Origin of the sequence: Streptosporangium saharense, from assembly GCF_014203715.1 — a bacterium.
Classification (GTDB): Bacteria; Actinomycetota; Actinomycetes; order Streptosporangiales; family Streptosporangiaceae; genus Streptosporangium; species Streptosporangium saharense.
The window spans coordinates 69196-92756 of record NZ_JACHJP010000001.1 but is presented as its reverse complement, the minus strand read 5'-3'; the positions used below and the strand labels follow the sequence as shown (position 1 = coordinate 92756).

Below are 23561 nucleotides of genomic sequence, written 5' to 3'. Positions count from 1 at the left end.
CGAAGGGCCCGGCGATCCGGTCGACCGGATCGCTCACCTCTTCCCCCCGCCCGCGTGCTCACCGTCATCGGTCCGGAGCTTGGCGCACATGTCGGTGACGGCCTTGACGATCAGCTCGGGCTCGTCGACCTGGACGTTTTGCGCGGCCCGCTCGGCGACGATCAGCGTGCTGTCGTCGGACAGGCTGGCCAGGTCGGACTGGATGCGTCCCCAGACGCGGTTCTGGCGTTCGGCCACGTCGGCGGGGCGATTGGCGAAGTAGCCGCCGTAGTAACTGTCCCGCGCCGGGTGCGGGGCTCTGGAGATGACCGTGAGCGGCATGTCGCCGAAGTGCGTGCGTTCGGCCTCCAGCGCCCTGACGACTCCGGCCCTGCCGAGATCCTCCAGCACCTCGGCCCGGCGTTGCCCGCTGGTGAGCTCAAGGGCCAGGCCAAGTTCGACCAGTTCCGCCGGGAGCCGTCGCCGCGTTTGCCGCAGCAGGGCCGGCTCCCGCCCCCTCAGGATCGCCAGGCGCAGCCGGGCGCGGACCAGGCCGCACGGCGTCAGGGCGTAGGTGAGCGCGGTCCGCCAGTGCTTCACGGGCCCGGCCCGCCAGCCGAACTCCTCGACCATCCAGGTCACGCGCTCGGAGGGCGCGTCGACGAGCACCATCCCCGCGACCCTGTCACGGTGACGGGCCGCGTAGAACCGGGCGATCTCCCCGCCCATCGAGTGGCCGACGAGGAGGTAGGGGCCGGGTTCTCCGGACGCCTCCAGCACCTCGTGAAGCTCGTCGGCCAGCGCCGAGGAGCCGCGCCACTCCCACCAGGGCGGTGCCTCGCTCCAGCCGAGTCCGGACCGGTCGTACTGCCACACCCGCCGGCCGGGAACCAGTCCCTTCCTGACGTTGGCCCAGCCCAGGCCGTTGTCGGTCATGCCGGGCAGGATCACGACGGTCGGACCGCCCTGGCCTTCGGCCCGCACGTGCAGGCGTCGGCCTCGGACGAAGACGAACCGGCCGGGTGCCGGGAAGCGGCGCCTGTCGGCGTGCTCGGACACCTTCTGGTAGAGAGCGCTGACGGCGCCCGCCGCGAGGGCGAGAGTGACCCAGCGAGGGTTCATGTCATCCTTTCCCGTTGAGGTGGTCGGACACGGCCCGGCGTCAGGCCGGGTGATACTCGCGGTGCGGGACGGCCACGGAGTAGGCCGCCTCGAAGACCTCCACGCAACGGGCGACGACGGCGGGGTCGTCGGTGAACTGGATGTCGACCCGCTCCCCGTTCCCGTCCAGAACGTTGAACATGGCGAGCCCGCCGTCCAGGACGAACATGTCGTTGCCGGGCAGCAGTATCGCGGAGGCGAGGCGCCGGGGCAGCCAGCGCAGGTCCTCACCCGCGTCGACCGCCATGCCGGAGTAGCGGACGGACATCCGCTGGTAGTCCGACAGGGGCTCAGAGATCAGCCGCACCCGGCGCAGATGCCTGCCCTTGCGTTCCTCCTCGGCGACCTTGACGGCCCACTGCCGGTAGGAGGCTTCCACGGCGTCCAGATCGCCCGCCAGGAAGAGCTTCAGGTCCTCGTTGTCGGCGCCGTAATAATCGTGCAGCTCAAGTTTGCGGGTGTCTCTGCTGGCCCGCACCAGTTCACCCCGACGCTGTACCGAGATCGACTCCATAGCGCCGACCGTACCGGCCTCCAGGAGCACGGCTAATAGGCCGAACACCTCACCTTTCGGGGAGTATGGCGTTCATGGATCAAGGACTCGCACGTTCGGGGCGCGCCATGGCCGTGGGAACGGTCGTCTCCAGGAGCACCGGGTTCCTGCGTACGCTGGCGCTCGTCGCCGCGCTCGGGCTCGGATCGCACCTGTTCGACACCTACACCGTCGCCAACACGCTGCCCAACTCGATCTACGACCTGGTGCTCGGCGGGGCGCTGACCAGCGTCCTGGTTCCCCTGCTCGTGCGGCATCCCGACGAGTTGTACGCGCAGCGGCTGCTGTCGCTGGTGGTCTACGGCCTGGGCGTGACCGTGGTGGTCACGACCCTGCTCGCCCCGCAGATCGTGGACCTGTGCGCCAGCGACCTCGGCGCCGACCAGCGCCGGGTGGCGATCACGCTGACCCGGTTCTTCCTGCCGCAGGTCCTGTTCTACGGCGTGGGGACGACCCTCGCCGCCGTCCTGAGCGCCAGGGGCCGCCAGGCCGTACCGATGTGGGCGCCGGTGGCCAACAACCTCGTGGTCATCGCGACCACCGCCGTCTACCTGGTGGTCGGCGGCACGGGACACCTGGAGAGGTTGACCGTCGCCCAAACCTGGCTGCTCGGCGTCGGCACCACGGCGGGCGTCGCCGTACAGGCACTCGTGCTGTGTCTGGCGACCCAAGGCACCGGTTTCCGGGTACGGCTGCGCGCCGATCCGCGAGGGGTCGGGGTCCGGCGGATCGCGGCCATGGCGGGCTGGACGCTCGTCTCCGTGGCCGCCTCGCAGGTGGCGATCGTCGTGGTCAACCGGCTCGCCCTGACCTCGGGGCAGGGGGCGCTCGGGGCCTACGCCAACGCCTACACGCTGTTCCAGTTGCCCTACGCGGTCGTCACGGTGTCCATCGTCACCGGTGTGCTGCCGGGGTTGAGCCGGGCGGCGGCGCGGCGGGACCTGTCGCAGGTGACGGCCGAGCTGTCCCGGTGCCTGCGGCTGTCCGGCGTGGTGCTCCTGCCGACGGCCGCCCTCCTGGTCGTGCTCGGCCCGCACCTGGCCACCGCCCTGTTCGCGCACGGCAACGCCGTCCCCTCCGCCGTCGCGCTCACGGGGACGGTCCTGGCCGCGTACGGCCTGGCCCTGGTGCCATTTTGCGGTTACCAGGTTCTGCTGCGCGGCTTCTACGCCCTGCAGGACACCCGCACCCCGGCCATGATCGGCCTGCTCGTCGCGGCGGCCACGGTTGGGGGCGCCGTGGTCTCGGCGTGGCTGGTACCCGGTCCGCGGATGGTCGTCGGGGTCGCGGTGGGATACGCGCTGGCCAACTGCGCCGGGTTCCTCGTGGCGGCAGCCGTACTGCGGGCGAGGCTCGGCAGAGTCGACGGCCACCGCCTGCTGCGCGCGCACGGCAGGATGCTCCCCGCGACGCTCGTCGCGGGCGGGGCGACGGCGGTCGTGGCACGCCTGGCCGGGCAGGTCACGGGGCCGGGCTGGGCGGGTTCGCTCACCGTCGTGCTCGCCGCGGGCACTTTCGGAGCCCTGCTGTACGGCCTGGCCGCGTGGGCGCTTCGCGTCTCCGAGTTCCGGACCCTGCTCGGCGCCCTACGCCCCTAGGAACCGCGGCGGATCACGTGATCAATAGGCTGGGACGATGGAACACGTAGCCGATGTGCCGGAGAGCCCCGCCCGGGTGAACGACTACGACGGCTTCGCCGAGGCGTACTCGGTGGAGAACGAGAACAGCCTCGTGAACGCGTACTACGAGCGGCCCGCGATGTTGGCCCTCGCGGGAGACGTGACCGGCCGTCGGATCCTGGACGCCGGTTGCGGCTCCGGTCCCCTGTCCGCCGCGCTACGCGACCGCGGTGCGATCGTCACCGGCGTCGACGTCAGCGCCGGGATGCTGGCCCTGGCGAGGCGGCGGCTGGGTGACGGCGTGGCCCTGCACGCCGTGGACCTGAGGGACCGCCTGCCGTTCGCCGACGGTTCGTTCGACGACGTGGTCGCCTCGCTGGTGCTGCACTATCTGGAGGACTGGGGGCCGACCCTGGCCGAGTTGCGGCGGGTGCTCAGGCCGGGTGGCCGGTTGATCGCGTCGGTCGACCACCCCTTCGTGGCCTACACGATCCAGGATCCCCGGCCTGACTACTTCGCGACCACCGACTACACCTTCGACTGGACGTTCGGCGGGCGGACCGTCCCGATGAGGTTCTGGCGTAAGCCGTTGCACGCGATGACCGACGCCTTCACCACCGCCGGTTTCCGCCTCGGCGTCATCGGCGAGCCGCAGCCCGACCCCGCCGCCCGTGAGCTGTTCCCCGACGGCTTCCACGACCTCTCGCGGAGACCCGTCTTCCTGTTCTTCGTGGTCGAGGTACCGCCGTCGGCCACCGCCTCTGACGGGAACGTCAGACCGGCACGCTCCTGAGGATCTCCAGCACCGCCTCCGCGGAGTCGCGCACCCTCGGGTCCTCGTCGTCCAGGCACGCGGCGACCGCCTCGGTCAGCCTCGGCACCACGGCCCTGAGGTCGAGCACGGCCTGGGCCATGATCACTTCGATGGCCTCGTCGTCCCAGATCTCCTCCGAATCACTCTCCTCGGAGTCGTCGCTGAGCAGCGTCTCCAGGGTCCCGGCGATCTCCGCCTCACGTCCCCGGGGGTCGGCCGCGGCCCTGAACTCCTCCTCGGGCACCTCCGGCTGGGTGGCCTCCGCCACCTCACCGAGGAAGTCCAGCAGTACGGCCCGCAGCGGGCGTGAGGAGACCGTGTGCCGGGCCGTACGCGGATCGGACAGCAGGCCCGCGACGACCAGCGCGGCGGGCGGGGTGGCCGACCAGGGCGTTCCCTGGTGGATCACCGCCGCCCACAGGTGGTCGACGGCCTCCTCCCGCGCCCGGTCGTCGTCGCCGACCAGCGCCTCAAGGTGGGCCGGGACGTCCGACGCCGCCCCGTAGGCGTGGAAGAGTCTCGACCAGTCAGGCGCGCTCAAGCAGCCTCTCCGTTCCGACCAGGCGCACGCAGGTGGCAAGGCCGCCGATCGCCAGCTCGACCTCGGGAAGCTCGGGGTAGGTGGGCGCGATACGGATGGTGCTGTCGGCCGGGTCGTCGCCGTAGGGGTGGGTGGCACCGGCCGGGGTCAGCGCGATGCCCGCCTCCGCGGCCCGGCTGACCACCTGGCGCGCGCTCCCCTCAAGCACGTCGAGGCTGATGAAGTAGCCGCCCAGGGGCTTGGACCACGTGGCCAGGCCGGTGCCGCCGAGCTCCTTGGTGAGGATCAGGTCCACGGCCTCGAACTTCGGCTGGATCAGCTCCCGGTGACGGCGCATGTGCTCCAGGACGCCCGCCTCGTCGCGGAGGAACTCCACGTGCCGCAGATGGTTGATCTTGTCGGGGCCGATGGTGCGCTTGCCGGTGTGGCCGAGCAGCCAGGACACGTTCGCCGGGGAGGAGCCGAAGAACGCGACGCCGCCCCCGGCGAAGGTGATCTTCGAGGTGGAGCCGAACACGAAGGCGCGGTCGGGGTTGCCGCTCTCCGCGCACAGCGCCAGGATGTCGGCGATCTCGACCGGGGTCTCGGTCAGGTGGTGTACGGCATAGGCGTTATCCCAAAAAATCCGGAAATCGGGAGCCGCCGTCGGCATGGCGGCCAGGCGCCGTACGGTCTCGTCGGAGTAGGAGACGCCGTTCGGGTTGCTGTACTTGGGCACGCACCAGATGCCCTTGACCTGGGCGTCCTCCCGCACAAGGCCCTCGACGACGTCCATGTCCGGACCCTCGTCGTTCATCGGCACCGGGATCAGCTCGATGCCGAAGCGCTCGGCCAGCGCGAAGTGCCGGTCGTAGCCGGGCACCGGGCACAGGAAGGCGACCCTCGGCTCGTCCACCCAGCGACGCCCGACACCGGGCAGGCCGCTGAGCAGCGCGTGCACGATGGTGTCGTGCATCAGGGACAGGCTGGAGTTGTTCGCCGCGAGGAGCTGGGCGGCGGGCACCTGGAGCAGGCCGCTGAAGATCGCCCGAAGCTCGGCGAGGCCCTGCCCACCGCCGTAGTTGCGGCAGTCGGTCCCGTCCGCGGCGGTGTGCCCGCCGGGGAGCGTCAGCATGGCGGAGGCCAGGTCAAGCTGGCGCGCCGAAGGCTTGCCCCTGGTGAGGTCGAGCGAGAGGCCGCGCTGGACGAGAGCGTCGTAGTCGCGCCGGGCACGGTCACGCTGAGCGGTCAGCTCGTCGAGGGTCAGAGCCGAAAAGGTCACGGGGTTTCCTTCGCCTGCTGGTCAGAATGGCCCTCGCAGAATAGAACAACCGGAAACCCGTTTACCGGTCGGGTACGGCATGCCGTACCCGGAAATATCATCAGAAGGACGCCTCGTCACGGGACATCAAGGCCGCGACCACGGGAACCCACGACATCCGCGGCCCCTGAGGGCTACAGCCAGCCTCTCTTTTTGAAGATCGTGTAGAGGATGGCCGAGGTGACGACGATGGCCAGGGTCGAGATCCAGAAGCCGACCGCGTGGCCGAAACCCGGGTAGGGGACATTCTGCCCGTAGAACCCGGTGATCATGGTCGGCACCGCGATGATCGCGGCCCAGCTCGTGATCCGCTTCATGATGTCGTTGAGCCGGAAGCCCTGCTGGTTGATGTGGGCCTCCCTGACGTTGCCGACCAGCTCGCGCAGGGAGTCGGTCCACTCGGCCGCACGCAGGGTGTGGTCGTAGACGTCCTGGTAGTAGGGGGTCAGCGCCGGGTCGAACATCTCCACGCTGCGGCGCAGGAGACTGCCGACGACCTCCCGCACCGGTACGGCCAACCGCCGGAAACGCACCAGTTTCTTGCGCATCTCGAAGGTAAGGCGCTGGATGTGTATCCGGTCCCCGGGAACGTCGGCGAACAAATCGTCCTCAAGCGCCTCGACCCGGTCGTCCATGGCCTGCAGCACGTCGAAGTAGCCGTCCACCACGTAGTCGAGCAGCCCGTGCAGAAGGTACGGCACGCCGTACCTGGCCATCTCGGGGTTGGCGTCCCAGCGCCTGACCACCTCGTCGATGTCGAAGCCGGGGTTCTCCCGCACGGTGACCAGGGCGTTCTTGGTGACGAAGATGGACACCTCGACGAGGTCGAGGGTCCCGCCGTCCAGTCTCGCGCCGTAGACGGTGATGAACAGGTGGCTGTCGTAGCTGTCCAGCTTGGGGCGCTGGTGGCTCTGCAGGGCGTCCTCGACGGCCAGGTGGTGCAGCCCGAGCTCCTCGCTGATCATCTCCAGGTCGGAGGGCGTCGGCGAGCACAGGTCGAACCACACCACGGCGGAGGGGTCCTTGACGTGCTCGGAGACCTCCGCGACGGGGAACCCCTCGGCCTTCAGGGCGCCGTCACGGTACAGGCGGGTGCGGTTCATGGCGTTTCACCCTAACCAGGAATCAGGCGGCCTCGGAAACGGCGCCGAGGAGTCTTTTGATATGCCTTACGGCGGTACGGCCCGCACGGTTGGCGCCGATCGTGCTCGCGGAGGGACCGTATCCCACCAGGTGGACGCGGGGGTCGAGAATCGCGACGGTGTCCTCGACGCGGATGCCGCCGCCCGGCTCGCGAAGGCGCAGCGGGGCCAGGTGGTTGACGACGGGCCGGAACCCGGTGGCCCACAGGATCACGTCGGCCCTGACAAGGCGCCCTGTGTCATCCCAGACCACTCCCTCGGGGACGATCCTGTCGAACATCGGCAGCCGGTCCAGTGTCCCGGCCGCCATCGCGGCCCGCACCTGCGGTGTCACCGGGTAGCCGGTGGCGCCGACCACACTGCCCGGCGGCAGGCCCGCCCTGACGCGGGCGTCGACCCTGGCGACGGCCGCCCGGCCCGCCTCCTCGTCGAGCGGCCCCTCACGGAAGACCGGGGGACGGCGCGTGACCCAGGTGGTCGTGGCGACGCGGGCGATCTCCATCAGGAGCTGCACGCCCGAGGCTCCCCCGCCGACGACCACGACGTGCTTGCCCGCGAACTCCTCGGCGCTCACGTAGTCGGCGGTGTGCAACTGCAGTCCGGCGAAGGTCTCCTGCCCCGGGTAGCGCGGCCAGAAGGGGCGCTCCCAGGTGCCGGTCGCGTTGACCAGGGCGCGGGGCGACCAGTCCCCCGCCGAGGTGCGCACCAGCAGCCTGCCCGCCGTACCCTCCTCGACGGAGCGCGCCTCGACCGGGCGCAGCACCGGCAGGTCGAAGGTCTGCTCATAGCGGGCGAAGTACTCGGAGACGACCTCCGACGAGGGACGACGGGGGTCGGGACTGCCCAGCGGCAGGCCGGGGAGGTCGTGCACGCGGTGCGTGGCGCCGAGCGTCAGCGAGGGCCAGCGGAACTGCCAGGCGCCCCCGGGGGCCGGGGAGCGGTCGAGCACGACGAAGTCGAGACCGGCTCTCCTGAGGAAGTAGGCGCTGGACAGCCCGGCCTGCCCCGCTCCGATGACCACGACGTCGATGTCCACCATGTCTTCTGGCAACCATCGGCCGGCGGCGGATAGTCCCACGCATAACCGGACCATCTCGGGGCAGCGGTGATAACCAGCACAGCACAAGCAGCCCGAGATGAGGTCACATGTTAGTTCTTGGACTCCTCTTGATCGTACTCGCGGGCGCGACCGTGGTCGCGGTCTCCTGGGACGAGGCCGCGACGGCGGCGAGTACCGCGACGTTCACGGTCTTCGACCGCACCATCCAGCTCTCCCAGCTGGAGTTCTTCTTCGCCGGTGCCGTGACCGGCATGGTCTTCCTGCTCGGTCTGGCCCTGCTGTTCGCCGGAATGCGCCACTCCGCCGTACGGCGCCGCAAGATGCACGCCTCTCGCCTTGAGGCGCGTGACCGGGTGGCCCGCCTGGAGCAGGAGAAGCGGGAGCTGGAGCGCAAGCTTGAGGAAACCCCTGCCACAACCCCCGCCGCGACCCCCGTGGTGGACAGGGACCGTGACGGCGTGGACGACCGCGCCGAGACGACGGCTCCGCACCCCCGCGTCGAGGTCCCCCGTCAGCACTCGTCCGACCAGCTCGTCGCCGGTCGCCACACCCGCCAGTCGAAGTAGCGACGCCCCACGCCCTCCCGCCCCACACCGGGCGGGAGGGCGTGTCAGCGTGGAACGAGAGCCTTCCTGCCGCCGTGCAGGAGGGTCATCAGGCCCCCGGCCACCAGGCCCCAGAAGGCGGCGCCGATCCCGAACAGGATCACCCCCGAGGCGGTGACGACGAAGGTGACGACGGCGGCCTGTCTGCCGTCCGGCTCTGCCAGGGCCGAGGCGAGGGCGGAGACGAGCGCCCCGACGAGGGCCAGGCCCGCGACGGCCTCGATGAGCACGGGCGGGGAGAGCAGGACCAGCGCCGTGGCCAGTCCCGCGCCGACGCCGAGGACGATCATCGAGACGCCCGCGGTGACCGAGGCGATCCAGCGGCGCCCCGGGTCGGGATCGGCGTCGGGACTCGCGGCCAGGGCCGCGGTGATGGCGGCCAGGTTCACCGCGTGGCCACCGAAGGGCGCGCCGACCGTGCTGGCCAGGCCGGTGCCGAGCAGGATGCCCCGCAGCGGCGGGCGGTAGCCGTACTGGGCGAGGACCGCCATGCCCGGCACGTTCTGGGAGGCCATGGTCACCAGGAACAGCGGCAGGGCGATGCTGATCATGGCCTGCGGGCTCCACGCCGGGAGAGTCAGCTCCACGACAGGGCTCACGTCCACGGCGCCAAGACCGGGGCCGGTCAGCGCGATGGCGACCACCGCGACCACCAGCGCGGCGGGAACCGCCCATCGGGCGGCGAACCTGCTCAGCAGCGCCCAGGTGAGCACCACGGGAGCGGCCATCAGCGGCACCTCCCCGAGGGCCCTGACCGGAGCGATGCACAGGTCGAGCAGGACCCCGGCGAGCATGGCGCTCGCCATGGGGGCGGGGATGGCCGCGACCAGGCGGCCGAGCGCGGGGAAGAGCCCGGCGGCGACGATCAGCAGCCCGCAGACAACGAAGGCGCCGACGGCCGCGGGGAAACCGCCCTCGACGGCGCCGGTCGCGACCAGCAGCGCGGCGCCCGGCGTGGACCAGGCGATGGTGATCGGCATCCGTCGCCGCAGCCCGAGAACGATCGCGACGACCCCGTTGGCCAGGCAGAGAGCGAGCAGTCCCGAGGCCGCCTGACGCTGGTCGGCGCCGACCGCGCGCAGCCCGGCCAGGACCACGGCGAAGGAGCTGGCGAAGCCGACGAGCGCGGTGACGATCCCGGCGAGCGCCGGTTGCAGAAGGCGTGACATCGTTCTCCGTTCTCCGCCTATGCCCGCCGCGCGGACGATCGTTCCGTAAACGGAACAGCGGGCATGCTGCACGATAGCCCCATGGAGTCCGACTCACAAACGCCTCGTCCGGCGCTGGAGAGCAATACTCACGACATCGGCCTACGAATCCGCCAGTTGCGTGAGGAACGTGGCATGTCGCTCTCCGAACTGGCCCGTCGCGCGGGCGTGGGGAAGGCCACCCTCTCCGGTCTGGAGAACGGCACCCGCAACCCGACCCTGGAGACGCTCTGGTCGGTCACCGCCGAGCTCGGCGTGCCCCTGGCCGTGGCCCTCGGCACCGCTCCCGCCGCCCCGGGCACCACCATCAGGGGTACGGCCGTCGCCGCCGTGCTCCTTGAGGTGTTCGAGGAGAGGGAGGCGACCTACGAGCTCTACCGAATGACGGTCCCGGCCGGGGCCGCGCAGACCTCCCCCGCCCACCACCGCGGGGTGACCGAGCACATCACGGTCTTCGCGGGGACGCTCAGGGTCGGCCCCGCGGACCGCCCGCTGACGGCCGGGCCGGGCGAGCACATCAGTTGGGTCTCCGACGTGCCGCACTCCTACGAGGCACTCGGCACCCAGGACGTCCACGCCACCCTGCTCATCCGCTACCCCCACCGCTGAGGCCGTACGGCGACGCCAGAGCAGCCCATCGCCGATGGCCGTACAGCCACACCGAGAGCAGCCCACGAGGCTGAGGCCGTACAGCCACACCGAAACTGTCCCCGGCGCCACACCCTGTGTGCTCAGAGTCATACAACCCCAACGATGCGGCAAAAAGCACATAAACGTATATTCATCCCATGACTCCACGATCCAAGGCGGGGCTGTTCTGGGCCGTGGGTGTTCTGGCCTACGTGATCGCGGTCTTCCACCGCCAGTCCCTCGGCGTGTCCAGCATCGAGGCCGCCGCCCGGCTCGGGATCGGCGCGGCGGGGCTCTCCATCCTGGCGATGCTGCAACTGCTGGTCTACGCGGTCATGCAGGTGCCCGTCGGGGTACTGGTCGACCGGTTCGGCTCGAAGCGCATGCTGGTGACCGGCGCGGTCGTGATGGGCTGCGGCGAGCTGGTCTTCGCGCTGGCCGACACGCTGACCAGCGGCATCGCGGGCAGGGCGCTGATCGGCTGCGGCGACGCGATGACGTTCATCAGCGTGATCCGGCTGGTCAACGTCCACTTCCCCGCCCACCGCAACCCGCTGATGGTGCAGCTCACCGGCCTGATCGGACAGGTGGGCGCGATCGCGTCCACGGTGCCGTTGATCCACTCCCTGCGCGTCAACGGCTGGACCCCGACCTTCATGGGCGCGGCGGTGCTCGGGGCGGTCTCTGCGCTGTCGCTGCTGGTCGTGCTGCGTGACTCCCGGCCCGCGCGGACGGCGGAACTGCCGAGTCTGGGCGCCGCCTGGGCGGAGCCGGGGACCCGTCTCGGCATGTGGACCCACGCGGCGACCCAGTGCTCGGCCGCCGCGTTCCTGATGCTGTGGGGGTATCCGTTCCTGGTCCAGGGGCAGGGCCTGTCCCCGGCGACGGCGGGCGTGCTGCTGTCCACGCTGACGCTGTGCGGCATGGTCTGCGGCCCGCTGCTCGGCTATCTCGCGGGCCGTTTCCCCTTCCACCGCTCGCGGATGGTGTTCGTCGTGGTGGGCAGCACCGCCGCCGCGTGGACCGCCGTGCTCGCCTGGCCTGGGCGGGCCCCGCTGTGGCTGCTGGTGGTGCTCGTGGTGGTGCTGGCCTCCAACGGCCCGGGGTCGATGATCGGCTTCGACTACGCCAGGACCTTCAACCCGGCCGCCAGGATCGGCGCGGCGACCGGCATCGTCAACGGCGGCGGGTTCGTGGCGTCGATGTCGCTGATCGCCCTGATCGGGATCGTCCTGGACCTGTCAGGACAGACCACCCTTGAGTCCTTCCGCTGGGCCCTGGCCGTCCAGTATCCGATCTGGGCGCTGAGCGCCCTCCAGGTCCTGCGCTACCGGCGCAAGGCCCGGCGGATGGCGGCGGCCGTACGGCCCGCGGAGCCCGAGGTCACCTCCCAAGCCGGGTGAACGGCTCGGGGAAGTGGGCCGTGGCGATCATGCCCCGCTCGGCCTCGACCTGTTCGAGCAGCTTCGTCCTGGTGACCACGGCGAGGCCGGGATCATCGTCGTACAGGTAGGTGACCGAGGGGTCGGCGAGCTGCACCGGGTGCAGCACCAGGTCACCGGTCAGCACGAGGTCTCCCACCTGCACGACCTGGTGGCCTGGCGTGTGGCCGGGGGCGTGCAGGATCCTGATGCCGGGGAACACGTCCGCCCGGCCCTCGACCACGTGGACGCGCTCGCCCAGCGGCCTGACGACCGCGTCGAGGACGGTCTCCGCCGCCGCCTCGACCTCGGCCCGCTGGAGCACGTGCCTGGCGTTGGGGAAGGCGGGCAGTCCGTCGATCACGGCGCCGCTGGCGTGGTCGCTGTGCAGGTGCGTGATGACCACCGCGTCGATCTCCTCAGCGGCGACGCCGACCCGCGCCAGCTCCGCCCCGAGCGCCCCGGGGACCGGCGCCCAGCTCGACGCGGGCGAACCCTCGGGACCGACGCCGGTGTCCACGAGGACCGTACGGCCCGCGGCGTCACGCAGCAGGTAGCAGTGGAAGTGCAGCACCCACTCGTCGGAGTCCCCGTGGTCGGCCCCGGGGAACAGCTCGGCAAGCGGACGCCGGATCGCCTCGCCCATCGGTCCCACGGCGTCGCAGAGCGGGAACACCTCGACCCCGGCGACTGTTATCGGCTGATGTGGCATCGGTTCTCCTGTTCATCCACAGCTTGACGGTGCTACGGTAAATGTGGGTGTGACGCACCGCTGGCCGAGCCGCGTGCGATGATCCGCCCATTCTCACATCACCGCCCCTTTCTTCGGCGTGCGGTTGTTTTCCCCTTTTCTTCCCATGTGTCTTCTCCCCCGTGTGAGACCCGTCCGGGGTCTCCCGTGTGAAAGGTCCTCCCATGACGTCCCAAACACCTGTGAAACCACCTCGCCCCCGTAACAGCGCCCCCGTCGAGACGGTGGCCGGGCTCCTCGACATCCGCAACAAGACCGGATATCTCAGGACCGGTGGCTACCTGCCCCGTCCCGACGACGTTCGCGTCCCCCTCGCCCAGATCAGACGGTACGGCCTGCGTCCCGGCGACCACGTCGTCGCGAAGGCCCGCAGGCCGTACGAGAAGCTGGAGGAGGTGAGCGCCGTCAACGGCGGCACCTCCTGGCAGGACAGACCCGACTTCGCGGACATGACGCCGACCCATCCCCGCGACCGGCTCCACCTGGAGACCGAGTCGGTGACCACCCGGGTCGTCGACCTGTTCGCGCCGATCGGCAAGGGCCAGCGCGGCCTCATCGTCGCGCCGCCCAAGGCGGGCAAGACCATGGTCCTGCGCGACCTGGCCACCGCGGTCACCCGTAATCACCCCGAATGTCACCTGATGCTCGTCCTCGTCGGCGAACGCCCCGAGGAGGTCACCGAGATGCGCGAGACCGTCGGTGGCGAGGTCGCCGCCTCGACGTTCGACCGCGCCGACCGCGACCACGTCGCCGTCGCCGAACTCGCCGTCGAGCGGGCAAAGCGCCTGGCCGAGGCGGGACACGACGTCGTCGTGCTGCTCGACTCGCTGACCCGGCTCGCCAGGGCCTACAACAACCTGGCCCCCGGCGGCGGACGCACCCTCGCGGGCGGGCTCGACGCCGCTGCCCTGCTGCCTCCCCGCCGCTTCTTCGGAGCGGCCCGCAACCTCAGGGGCGGCGGCTCGCTGACGATCCTGGCGACCGCCCTGGTCGAGACCGGCTCCCGGATGGACGACAACCTCTTCGAGGAGTTCAAGGGGACGGGCAACATGGAACTGCGCCTCAGCCGCGCCCTCGCCGACAAGCGCCTGTATCCCGCGGTCGATCTCGACGCCTCGGGCACCCGCCGCGAGGAGATCCTCCTCGACCCCGCCGAACTCGACCTCACCTGGCGGCTGCGCCGTACGCTCGGGGGCCTCGACAGGCAGCAGGCCCTTGAGCTCCTCACCGACCGCCTCAGGGAGACCCCCTCGAACGCCGCCTTCCTCAGGCAGGTCCGGGCGGCCTGAGGCCGTAGCACTCCGTAGGACACGGAATGATGGACGGATGCTGGCCGACGTCGTCCACCTCCTCGTCTGCCCGGTCTGCGGCGGCGACCTGGCCCTCGACGAGCGGGCCGTACGGTGTGACGACGGGCACGCCTTCGACGTGGCCAGGCAGGGATACGTCAGCCTGCTGACCGGCTCGCGGGCACCGGGGACTGCCGACAGCGCGGAGATGGTCGCGGCCAGGGACGTCTTTCTCGGGGCCGGACACTTCGCCCCATTGACCGAGGCGGTCGCGGGCGCCTGCCGTACGGGAACGAAGGTCGTCGCGGACGCCGGGGCGGGCACCGGGCACTATCTGGCGCGAGCGCTCGACGGGCTGCCGGGCGCGGTCGGCGTCGCGCTCGACGTCTCCAAGCACGCGGTCAGGCGGGCCGCGCGGGCCCATCCCCGGCTCGGCGCCGTGGTGGCCGACGTGTGGCGGCCACTGCCCCTCAGGAGCGGCTCGGTCGAGGTGCTGCTGAACGTGTTCGCGCCGAGGAACGGCCCCGAGTTCGCCAGGGTTCTCGCCCCGGAAGGCACGCTGGTCGTCGTCACCCCGACCTCCAGGCACCTGGAACCGCTTGTCGAAAAGCTCGGGCTGCTCTCGGTCGACCAGGAGAAGGAACGGCGGGTGGCCGAGAGCCTCGGTGACCGTTTCGCGGAGACGGAGCGGAGCCCGCACGAGTTCGGCATGACGCTCGGACGGGACGCTGTCGAGGCCGTCGTGGGCATGGGACCGAGCGCCTGGCATACCGATTCTCACGTTATGCGGGCTCGGATCGCTGACCTACCGGAAACCAGTGAAGTGACGGCTTCTTTCCATATGTCTATCTTTCAACGCCGTCCCCGATCAAGCCGTTAACTTGACAGATGCCTCCGAGATTCGTGTTACTGGAGTGACATTTAGCCCGAAATTCCCACACATTAATGAAGCAAACCAGTGGTGGAGGCGACATACTGGACGGCAATCCGGCGAGCCCGCGCCTGGACGCTTGAAGCCACGCCTTGACGAGGGGAAGCGATATATGAAGGCGGAGGAACGCTGGCAATCCAGGTTCCGAGCGCCCCGCGTGACCTTGCCCGTGTGGGCGCGGCGGGCACCCGCCAGGAACGTCTACCGGAGCAACGCCTCGGGCACCTGGGAGATCTACGCCTGGGACCGTACGACGGGCTCGACCCGCCAGGTGACCGCGCGGCCGAAGGGCACCTCGCACGGCACGATCGACCCCTCCGGGCAGTGGATCTGGTGGTTCTCCGACACCGACGGCGACGAGTGGGGCGGCTGGATGCGCCAGCCCTTCTACGGCGGCGACGACCAGCCGATCGACCTGGAGCCCGGCTTCCCCTCGGGAATCGCGCTGTCCGCGACGGGCGAGGCCGCCATCGGCATGGCCAGGCCCGGCCAGGGCTTCACCGTCAGTCTCGTACGGCCCGGCGAACCCGCCCGGGTGATCTACGAGCACACCGAGGCCGCCTCCGTCGCCGCGATCTCCCTGGACGGCTCCCTCATCGCGATCAGCCACAGCGAGCACGGCGACTCGCGCCACCCCGCGCTGCGGGTGCTCAGGCGCAACGGCACCGTGGTCGGCGACCTGCGCGACGGCGAGGGCAGGGGCGTGCTCGGCCTGCGCTTCGCCCCCGTCCTCGGCGACCGCAGACTGCTCGCCCTGCACGAGCGCAGGGGCCGCAGGGAGCCCCTGGTGTGGGACCCGGAGACCGGCGACCAGCGGGAGATCTGGCTGCGCGACTCCGGCGAGATCACCGCCGACTGGTACGACGACGGCCGTTCCCTGCTGCTCGTGCGGGCCAACCGGGGCCGGACATACCTGCACCACTACGACCTTCCCGGCGGCAGGATGTCCCCGATCGACACCCCGCACGGGGTGATCGACGCCGCCGCGCCCCGGCCCGACGGCTCGGTCGAGTACTCCTGGTCGAGCGGCGCCCACCCACCGGTGATCAGATCGACCAACGGCCACGTCGTCGTGAGCCACGGCGGCCCCACCGCACCGCCGTCCGTGCCGGTCGAGGACCTGGACGTCGAGGGTCCCGGCGGACGCATCCACGCCCTGGTCTCACGCCCGGAACGCGGCTCCGGCCCCTTCCCCACGGTCTTCCTGCTGCACGGCGGCCCGACCTCGCAGGACGACGACTCCTTCGTGCCCCAGGTGGCCGCCTGGGTGGACCACGGCTTCGCCGTCGCGCGGATCAACTACCGAGGTTCCACGGGGTACGGCTCCGCCTGGCGGGACGCGCTGGTCGGCGAGGTCGGCCACATCGAACTGGCCGACGTGGCCGCGGTCCGGGCCACCCTGATCGAACGCGGCACCGCCGACCCCGACCGCCTCGTGCTCGCCGGAGCCTCCTGGGGCGGCTACCTCACGCTGCTCGGCCTGGGCACCCAGCCGGGGATGTGGGCCGCGGGCATCGCCACCGTGCCCATCGCCGACCACCTGGCCACCTACCGCGAGGAGACCGAGGCACTGCGGGCCTACCACCGCGCCCTGCTCGGCGGCTCCCCCGAGGAGCAGCCGGAACGCTACGCGAGGTGCTCCCCGATCACCTACGTCGACCAGGTCGAGGCCCCGGTGCTGATCCTGGCCGGAGAGAACGACCCCCGCTGCCCCATAGGACAGATCGAGACCTACGTCTCCCACCTCGCCGCCCGAGGCCACCGCCACGAGGTCTACCGCTACGACGCCGGCCACGGCTCCCTGGTCGTCTCGGAACGCATCACCCAGATGTCAACCCAACTCGACTTCGCCCGCAAACACATAACCCCCGAGCACTAGCCCCGGTGCCGTGCGTGAGGGGTTTGCTTGGGCGCGCCGACGCTTGGACTGAGGAGCGAAGGAGCGCCAGCGGATGAGCGACGAGGGAAAGCGTTGGCCTCAGGCGCCCAAGCCCCGCGACGCCGCCAGGCGTCGCAAAAAAGCAGGGCTAACGTGCGCGTAGCACGACAATAGCCATGTCGTCCGCACTCGGTTCGTTGGTGAAGTCCTGTACGGCGCGGCGGATCCGTTCCGCCACCGCGCGCGCCGACAGCCCCACGCACTCGGCGAACAGCTTGGCCAGTCCCCCGTCGTCGTCGAGCAGCCTGCCGCCCTGGCGGCGTTCGGTCACGCCGTCGGTCACCGCGAGCAGCACGTCGCCGGGGTCGAGGTGGACGAGCTGGGCCTTGAACGTCGCCTCGGGGAAGACGCCGAGCAGCGACTGCGAGGTCACGACCGTGTCCACGACGCCGCTCGGCCGCAGCCGCAGCGCCTCGGGGTGGCCCGCGGAGACCATGGAGACGTCCAGCCCGCTCGGCACGGGCTTGATCTCCCCGTGCAGCAGCGTCAGGAAGCGGGCCCGGTCGCCCTCCTCAAGGATGGCCTGGTTGAGGCGGTCGAGGACCGCGGCGACGCCGTACCCCTCTCTGGCGAGCAGGCGCAGGGTGTGGCGGGCGAGGCCGGTGACCGCGGCGGCCTCGGGGCCGGTGCCGCAGACGTCGCCGACGGCGAAGCGCCAGCAGTCGTCCCCGGCGGCGAACAGGTCGTAGAAGTCGCCACCGACCTCGTTGGTCTCACCCGCGGGCTCGTAGACGACGGCGGGGTCGAGGCCGGGGATCTCGCCGGGCTCGTCGGGGGGCAGCAGGCTGCGCTGCAGGGCCCTGTTGGCCGCCGCCTGGGTGGCGTAGAGCCTGGCGTTGTCCATGGCGAGGGCGGCGCGGCGGCCGATGTCCTCGGCGTACTGGAAGACGTCCTCGGCGAAGTGGTCGGGGCGCCCGAGGCACATCGCGCCGAGAGCCCTGCCCCTGGCCAGCAGCGGGACGACGAGCATCTGCCAGTCGCCGAGCTGCATGATGCCGCCCGTCTGCGGGATCTGGACGGTGGACAGCTCCTCGCGCAGCCCGTCGATGCCGCGTTCGTCGGTGTGCCACAGGTAGGCGGGGCGCTGCGGGCCGCCGCCGTCGCTCCAGGTGTAGACCGCGCACCAGGTGGACAGGCGGGGCACCACGATCTGCGAGATGATCGCGGGCACCATGTCCGGGTTGAGGGTTCCGGCGAGCAGGTCGCTGGCGTCGGCGAGGAAGCCCATCCAGAGCGGTCCCCGGCTCGGCTCGTCCGCCTTCCACTCGGCGGCCCTGCTCTCCCCCTTGGCGGGAAGCCCCAGTACCGCCCAGTGGGTACGCTGGTTGTCGATGAAGGTGACGCCCCACTCCTCAACCGGCACGGTCGGGCGGTCGAACGTCGTCTCCGAGGTGTCCTCTCTCCGCACCTCGATCCGCAGGCCGTCCTCAAGGTGGCTCCAGACGACCTCGAACGGCACGTTCCTGGTCTGACCGGCGAACTCCTCGACCAGGCGCTCAGCGGGGGTGAGCAGGGAGGCGGCCGCCCAGGCGGTCATCACCTCCATGGTGAACCGCCTGGCTGCTGGGATGGCCGTGTCTCCTGGGGCGAAAGTCGCCGCCAGGACGGCGCGGGGAGCGTTCGTCACTGTTCCGTGCCTACCACACTTGCTGCTGACATGGGGTAAATCGAAGGCGGGACTCGGAGTTGCGCACCGTGACAGACTGGGATGACTCACGGCTGCGCCCCCCGGGAGTCAAGGAGGTCTCATGACCACGGCCAACACCGTGTCTGGCGTCGAAGAACGACGGTACACCGAATCGGACCTGCAGCCGATTCTCCAGACACTGATCACCTGGCGCGATGGCGATTTTCGCCGCCGGGTGCCGCACGCCCCACCTGGGATTCTGAGCGAGATCCGCCTGTTGCTCAACGAGGTCGCCGACCGCCGTGAGCATCTCGCGAACGAGCTGCACAGGGTCCGCAGGGAGGTCGTGCGGGAGGGCCGGTTCGGGGAACGTCTCACCCCGGGTCCCGGGGTCGGTTCGTGGACGGAGAGCGTCGATTCGGTGAACGCTCTGATCGACGCGTTGGTCGGCCCGGTCAGCGGGGCCGCCGACGTGATCGACGCGGTGGCCAAGGGAGACCTGTCGCGCAGGATCGACCTGGTCCGCGGTTCCCGGGGCGAGGTGCGCCGCCTCGGCAAGGCGATCAACGGCATGGTCGACCAGCTCTCGCTGTTCACCTCCGAGGTGACCCGGGTGGCGCGCGAGGTCGGCACGGAGGGGCGCCTCGGCGGCCGGGCGAACGTCCGGGGCATGTCGGGCAGTTGGAAGGACCTCACCGAGGCCGTGAACACGATGTCCAGCCGCGTCTCGGCGCAGGTGCGTGACATCGCGCTGGTCACGACGGCGGTCGCGAAGGGAGACCTGAGCCGCAAGGTCACCGTTGACGCGGTCGGCGAGATGTTCGAGCTGAAGACCACGGTCAACACGATGGTGGACCAGCTCTCGGCGTTCGCCGAGGAGGTCACCCGCGTCGCCCGCGAGGTCGGCACCGAGGGCGAGCTGGGCGGCCAGGCGCAGGTGCGCGGGGTCTCGGGCGTGTGGAAGGACCTCACCGACAACGTCAACTTCATGGCGGGCAACCTGACGACGCAGGTCCGCGCCATCGCCTCCGTCGCCACGGCGGTCGCCCAGGGCGACCTGTCCAAGAAGATCACGGCCGATGCCCAGGGGGAGATCCTCCAGCTCAAGGACACCCTCAACACCATGGTCGACCAGCTTTCCATGTTCGCCGACGAGGTCACCCGCGTCGCCCGCGAAGTGGGCACCGAGGGGCAACTCGGCGGCCAGGCCCGCGTCCGAGGCGTCTCGGGGGTCTGGAAGGACCTCACCGACAACGTCAACTTCATGGCCAACAACCTGACCTACCAGGTGCGCAACATCGCCGAGGTCACCACCGCCGTGGCCAACGGCGACCTGACCAGGAAGATCGACGTCGACGCCCAGGGCGAGATCCTGGCCCTGAAGACCACGATCAACACGATGGTGGACCAGCTTTCCTCCTTCGCCTCCGAGGTGAGCCGGGTGGCGCGCGAGGTCGGCACCGAGGGGCAGCTCGGCGGCCAGGCCCAGGTTCCCGGCATCTCGGGCACCTGGAAGGACCTGACGGACAACGTCAACGTCATGGCGAACAACCTGACCACGCAGGTCCGTCAGATCGCGGCCGTCTCGACCGCGGTGGCGCAGGGCAACCTGTCGAAGAAGATCACCGCGGACGCCCAGGGGGAGATCCTCCAGCTCAAGGACACCCTCAACACGATGGTGGACCAGCTTTCCATGTTCGCCGACGAGGTCACCCGCGTCGCCCGCGAGGTCGGCACGGAAGGACAGCTCGGCGGCCAGGCACGCGTCCGAGGCGTCTCCGGCGTGTGGAAGGACCTCACCGACAACGTCAACTCGATGGCGAACAACCTGACCTACCAGGTCCGAAATATCGCCGAAGTCACCACGGCGGTCGCCAACGGCAACCTCACCCGCAAGATCGACGTGAACGCCCAGGGCGAGATCCTCGCGCTGAAGACCACCATCAACACGATGGTGGACCAGCTTTCCTCCTTCGCCTCGGAGGTCACCCGAGTCGCCCGCGAGGTGGGTTCGGAGGGCAAGCTCGGCGGTCAGGCCAGGGTCGAGGGCGTCGACGGCATCTGGCGGCGGCTCACCGAGAACGTCAACGAGCTCGCGGGCCGCCTGACCACCCAGGTCCGCGCGATCGCCGAGGTCACCACGGCCGTGGCCAGGGGCGACCTGACCCGTTCGATCACCGTTGACGCCGGGGGCGAGATCGGCGAGCTGAAGGACAACATCAACACGATGGTGTCCAACCTGCGTGACACCACGAAGGCCAACCAGGAGCAAGACTGGCTGAAGTCCAACCTGGCCAGGATCTCGCGTCTCATGCAGGGCCACCGCGACCTGATGGAGGTCGCCAAGTTGATCATGGGTGAGCTGACCCCGCTGGTCGCGGGCCACTACGGCGCCTTCTACCTCGCCGACCCGAGCGGCGACCACGACCTGCACCTGATCGCCGGGTACGGCGCGCGCCCCGGCTCCCGGATCAGACAGCGCTTCGCGACCGGCGAGGGCATCGTCGGGCAGGCCGCCATGGACGGCAAGGGCATCTTCCTGCGAGAGGTCCCGGCCCGATACCTGACCGTGGACACCGGGCTGAGCAGCTCGGTGCCCGCCCAGATCATCGTGCTGCCGATCCTGTTCGAGACCCAGGTCCTCGGAGTGCTCGAACTGGCCTCCTTCAGCCAGTTCAGTGAGATACACCATGACTTCATGAACCAGCTCGTCGAGACCATCGGCGTCACGATGAACACGATCATCGCCAACTCCAGGACGCAGGACCTGCTGACCGAGTCGCAGCGCCTGACCACCGAGCTCCAGGAGCGCTCCGACGAGCTCCAGCGCCAGCAGGAGGAGCTGCGCCGCTCCAACGCCGAGCTTGAGGACAAGGCCGCCCTGCTGGCCAAGCAGAACCGCGCCATCGAGATCCAGAACTTCCAGATCGAGCAGGCCCGCCGTACGTTGGAGGAGCGGGCCGAGCAGTTGGCGGTCTCCTCCCGCTACAAGACCGAGTTCCTGGCCAACATGTCCCACGAGCTGCGCACCCCGCTGAACAGCCTCCTGGTGCTGGCCAAGCTGCTCACCGAGAACGCCGAGGGCAACCTCACCGTGCAGCAGGTCGAGTTCGCCAAGACCATCCACGGCGCGGGTTCCGCCCTGCTCCAGCTCATCAACGACATCCTCGACCTGTCGAAGGTCGAGGCGGGCCGGATGGACATCCACCCGCAGCGCATCTCGCTGCCCAAGCTGGTCGACTACTTCGAGGCGACCTTCGCCCCGCTGGCGCAGGACAAGGGCCTGTCGTTCACCGTCGAGGTCGATCCCTCGATCCCGCAGGAGCTACGCACCGACGAGCAGCGCCTGCAGCAGGTGCTGCGCAACCTGCTGTCCAACGCGATCAAGTTCACCCCCAAGGGTGAGGTACGGCTGCGCGTCGTCAACGCCCCCTCGACCATCTCCTACGTGGACGACACCCTGCGCGGCGCCGAGGGCACCCTGGCCTTCGAGGTGATCGACACCGGCATCGGCATCGCCGCCGACAAGCTGGAGTTCATCTTCGAGGCGTTCCGGCAGGCCGACGGGACGACCAGCCGCAAGTACGGCGGCACCGGCCTCGGTCTGTCGATCTGCAGGGAGATCGCCCGCCTGCTCGGCGGTGAGATCCACGTCTCCAGCGAGGTCGGGCAGGGCAGCACCTTCACCCTGTATCTCCCGCCGTCCTACGTCGGCCCGCTCGCCTCCCGCGACGGCGGCGCCGCAGTCCCCGAGGCCACGGTCACCGAGGCGCTGCCGCCCGCCCAGCCGGCCACGCGGGTGTCCGAGGAGCCCGAGGAGGTTCCCGAGATCCCGATGCCCGAGGAGATGCCCGTCTCGCACTTCCCGCAGCAGGAGACCAAGGTGTGGAAGGGCGAGGACCCGCTCACCGGGACCAAGATCCTGATCGTGGACGACGACATCCGCAACGTGTTCGCGCTGACCAGCGTGCTCGAACGGCACGGCGCGACCGTCGTCTTCGCCGAGAACGGCCGCGAGGGCATCGAGCAGCTCGAACGCAACGAGGACGTCGCCCTGGTCCTGATGGACATCATGATGCCCGAGATGGACGGCTGGGCGACCACGTCGGCGATCCGCAGGATGCCGCAGTTCGCCGAGCTGCCGATCATCGCCCTCACCGCCAAGGTCATGCGCGGCGACCGGGAGAAGAGCATAGCCTCGGGTGCCTCGGACTACGTTCCCAAGCCCGTGGACGTCGACCGGCTGCTGGAACGGCTGCGCGGCTGGCTCACCAGGGGCAGGCCGGCGGGCGACTCCAACGAAGGGGCACAGTAGATGGCGGACCGCGCCAAGATCCTCCTGGTCGACGACCGGGAGGAGAACCTCATCGCGCTTGAGGCGATCCTCAGCTCGCTCGACCTCGTGCCCGTGCGGGCCAGATCGGGAGAGGAGGCGTTGAAGGCCCTGCTCAACACGGAGTTCGCACTGATCCTGCTGGACGTGCGGATGCCCGGGATGGATGGGTTCGAGACCGCCTCGCACATCAAGCGCCGTGAGCGTACCCGCAACATCCCCATCATCTTCCTGACGGTGGTGGACAGTGCTCCCGACTACGCCTTCCGCAGCTACGCGGCCGGGGCTGTCGACTACCTCACCAAGCCGTTCGACCCCTGGGTGCTGCGGGCCAAGGTCGCGGTCTTCGTCGAGCTGTACAACATGAACCGCCGCCTGGCCGAGCAGGCCTCCATGCTCCGCGAGCGGCTGGCCGCCGAGATCCCCTCCGGGGAGGCGGCCGACGTCCAGACGGCCGTGCTGCCCGAGCTGTCCAGGCGCCTCACGGCGGCCGAGGAGGAGCTGGCCCGGGTCGTCGATCTGGCCCGCAAGGGCGGGGACCCGAACCTCGTCGGCCCCCTGTCCGACCTCTCCCACCGCCTCAACCACCTCAGGGCGAGCTTCGACGCCCTCTCCTGAACGACGAGGAGGCCGCCGGAGGAACCTCTCTCCAGCGGCC

General features: G+C 70.1%; 19 protein-coding genes. 10 read left to right on the top strand and 9 right to left on the bottom strand.

What is annotated here, in order from left to right; genetic code table 11:
* Nucleotides 1-33 precede the first annotated feature (33 nt).
* Nucleotides 34-1101, bottom strand: coding sequence for an alpha/beta fold hydrolase (locus FHS44_RS00455; protein ID WP_184711853.1), 1068 nt, complete (start codon nt 1099-1101; stop codon nt 34-36).
* Between the two features lie 40 nt (nt 1102-1141).
* A complete protein-coding gene (locus tag FHS44_RS00450) occupies nt 1142-1654 on the bottom strand; it encodes a DUF6879 family protein (RefSeq protein ID WP_184711852.1) in 513 nt (170 codons plus the stop codon).
* 74 nt (nt 1655-1728) lie between these two features.
* On the opposite strand from FHS44_RS00450, the gene murJ reads away from it, so the two are divergent.
* On the top strand, nt 1729-3291 hold the full coding sequence (murJ, locus tag FHS44_RS00445) for a murein biosynthesis integral membrane protein MurJ (RefSeq protein WP_184711851.1): 1563 nt from the start codon (nt 1729-1731) through the stop codon (nt 3289-3291).
* Nucleotides 3292-3328: 37 nt separating this feature from the next.
* Entirely contained in the window at nt 3329-4105 is a 777-nt protein-coding gene (locus FHS44_RS00440) for a class I SAM-dependent methyltransferase (protein WP_184711850.1), read from the top strand.
* Here the strand turns inward: FHS44_RS00440 and FHS44_RS00435 are convergent.
* The 4 genes from FHS44_RS00435 to FHS44_RS00420 all read right to left on the bottom strand — a co-directional run bounded on the left by FHS44_RS00435 (nt 4086) and on the right by FHS44_RS00420 (nt 8148).
* Nucleotides 4086-4667, bottom strand: coding sequence for a hypothetical protein (locus tag FHS44_RS00435; RefSeq protein WP_184711849.1), 582 nt, complete (start codon nt 4665-4667; stop codon nt 4086-4088). The two genes, FHS44_RS00440 and FHS44_RS00435, sit on opposite strands and share 20 nt — an antisense overlap.
* Nucleotides 4654-5928, bottom strand: a complete 1275-nt coding sequence (locus FHS44_RS00430; protein ID WP_184711848.1) for an aspartate aminotransferase type Ic — start codon at nt 5926-5928, stop codon at nt 4654-4656. Before FHS44_RS00430 ends, FHS44_RS00435 begins: the two co-directional genes overlap by 14 nt.
* Before the next feature lie 173 nt (nt 5929-6101).
* Nucleotides 6102-7070, bottom strand: a complete 969-nt coding sequence (locus FHS44_RS00425) for a magnesium transporter CorA family protein (protein ID WP_184711847.1) — start codon at nt 7068-7070, stop codon at nt 6102-6104.
* Between the two features lie 22 nt (nt 7071-7092).
* Nucleotides 7093-8148, bottom strand: coding sequence for an FAD-dependent oxidoreductase (locus FHS44_RS00420; RefSeq protein WP_184711846.1), 1056 nt, complete (start codon nt 8146-8148; stop codon nt 7093-7095).
* Nucleotides 8149-8276: 128 nt separating this feature from the next.
* Here FHS44_RS00420 and FHS44_RS00415 point away from each other — a divergent pair, with 128 nt between their 5' ends.
* Complete coding sequence (locus tag FHS44_RS00415) at nt 8277-8735, top strand: hypothetical protein (protein WP_184711845.1); 459 nt, start codon at nt 8277-8279, stop codon at nt 8733-8735.
* 44 nt (nt 8736-8779) lie between these two features.
* On the opposite strand, the gene FHS44_RS00410 is transcribed toward FHS44_RS00415, so the two are convergent.
* Nucleotides 8780-9943: a benzoate/H(+) symporter BenE family transporter gene (locus FHS44_RS00410; protein WP_184711844.1), complete on the bottom strand. Its 1164-nt coding sequence runs from the start codon at nt 9941-9943 to the stop codon at nt 8780-8782.
* A gap of 63 nt (nt 9944-10006) precedes the next feature.
* Here FHS44_RS00410 and relB point away from each other — a divergent pair, with 63 nt between their 5' ends.
* Together relB and FHS44_RS00400 are read left to right on the top strand one after the other, a co-directional pair.
* A complete protein-coding gene (relB, locus tag FHS44_RS00405; protein ID WP_184711843.1) occupies nt 10007-10591 on the top strand; it encodes a type II toxin-antitoxin system RelB family anti-toxin in 585 nt (194 codons plus the stop codon).
* 179 nt (nt 10592-10770) lie between these two features.
* Nucleotides 10771-12015 carry an MFS transporter gene (locus tag FHS44_RS00400; protein ID WP_246435030.1) on the top strand — a complete coding sequence of 415 codons (1245 nt, stop codon included), beginning with the start codon at nt 10771-10773 and terminating at the stop codon, nt 12013-12015.
* Here FHS44_RS00400 and FHS44_RS00395 read toward each other — a convergent pair.
* The gene (locus FHS44_RS00395) at nt 11996-12745 is read right to left on the bottom strand and encodes an MBL fold metallo-hydrolase (protein ID WP_184711842.1); all 750 of its coding nucleotides are present in this window, start codon (nt 12743-12745) and stop codon (nt 11996-11998) included. The genes FHS44_RS00400 and FHS44_RS00395 overlap by 20 nt on opposite strands.
* 221 nt (nt 12746-12966) lie before the next feature.
* On the opposite strand from FHS44_RS00395, the gene rho reads away from it, so the two are divergent.
* From rho to FHS44_RS00380, 3 genes are all read left to right on the top strand, one after another.
* Complete coding sequence (gene rho / locus FHS44_RS00390) at nt 12967-14073, top strand: transcription termination factor Rho (protein ID WP_312863477.1); 1107 nt, start codon at nt 12967-12969, stop codon at nt 14071-14073.
* Between the two features lie 37 nt (nt 14074-14110).
* A complete protein-coding gene (locus FHS44_RS00385; protein ID WP_184711840.1) occupies nt 14111-14953 on the top strand; it encodes a putative RNA methyltransferase in 843 nt (280 codons plus the stop codon).
* A 163-nt stretch (nt 14954-15116) separates the two neighbouring features.
* Nucleotides 15117-16883 (top strand): S9 family peptidase, encoded by a 1767-nt coding sequence (locus FHS44_RS00380; protein ID WP_184711839.1) that lies wholly within the window; start codon nt 15117-15119, stop codon nt 16881-16883.
* 148 nt (nt 16884-17031) lie between these two features.
* Here FHS44_RS00380 and FHS44_RS00375 read toward each other — a convergent pair whose 3' ends face one another.
* Entirely contained in the window at nt 17032-18570 is a 1539-nt protein-coding gene (locus FHS44_RS00375) for a PP2C family protein-serine/threonine phosphatase (protein WP_312863476.1), read from the bottom strand.
* 121 nt (nt 18571-18691) lie between these two features.
* Here FHS44_RS00375 and FHS44_RS00370 point away from each other — a divergent pair, with 121 nt between their 5' ends.
* Nucleotides 18692-22885, top strand: a complete 4194-nt coding sequence (locus tag FHS44_RS00370) for a HAMP domain-containing protein (protein ID WP_184711838.1) — start codon at nt 18692-18694, stop codon at nt 22883-22885.
* The gene (locus tag FHS44_RS00365; protein WP_184711837.1) at nt 22886-23521 is read left to right on the top strand and encodes a response regulator; all 636 of its coding nucleotides are present in this window, start codon (nt 22886-22888) and stop codon (nt 23519-23521) included.
* Nucleotides 23522-23561 lie beyond the last annotated feature (40 nt).